Source organism: Faecalicatena contorta (assembly GCF_021531995.1).
GTDB classification, from domain to species: Bacteria; Bacillota; Clostridia; order Lachnospirales; family Lachnospiraceae; genus Dorea_A; species Dorea_A contorta_A.
Window position 1 is genome coordinate 1 of the sequence record NZ_JAFBIZ010000300.1, and the last position, 543, is coordinate 543.

Consider the following 543-nt stretch of genomic DNA (forward strand, 5'->3'; position numbering starts at 1 on the left):
ACACAACACTCTATAATTTTGTCGTCATATTTTGCTTCTTTTTTTAGATTATTACAATGTGGGCATACATAAAATAAATTGTTCCAATCAAAAACTCTCTCTGGTATTTTACACCCATGATGAGGTCTTAAATGTTCCACTTCTGGATCCGATAGCCCTCCCAACTCGCAAATATAGCACTTATCATTTGAATCTTCTTTTAATCTCTGTATTACATCTGGCTTGTTATAAACTCCGTTGGCCTTTTGTGCTTCAACAGTAAGTGATGGAGGGGGGATAGGATTTCTCTCTATTTTAATCACTGCCCTTACCCCCTGTTTGAAAATTCTAATTTCAAACGGCTATATTCGGCCGTTAATTCTTTTGCAAGATAATCTGGTATTTCATCCAAATAGAATTCCAGTTTATCTATTTCTTCATATTCTTCATCTGATAACTCATCCTTAGAAACCAGAACTTTATATCTTTCATATTTTTTCCTTAATTCTTCCGACAATTTGTCCGCTTTAAAATATCCTTCTACAATTCCTTCATATGGTAGAT

1 protein-coding gene and 1 pseudogene are annotated in these 543 nt (G+C 33.9%); both read right to left on the minus strand.

Going from position 1 to position 543, the window contains the following annotated elements; translation table 11 throughout:
* Positions 1–302, minus strand: a 302-nt coding sequence (locus JQM82_RS16050; RefSeq protein WP_235251422.1) for a hypothetical protein, incomplete at its 3' end; no start/stop codon positions are given.
* A 5-nt stretch (positions 303–307) separates the two neighbouring features.
* Positions 308–543, minus strand: a pseudogene (locus JQM82_RS16055) (AAA family ATPase); the annotation flags it as partial.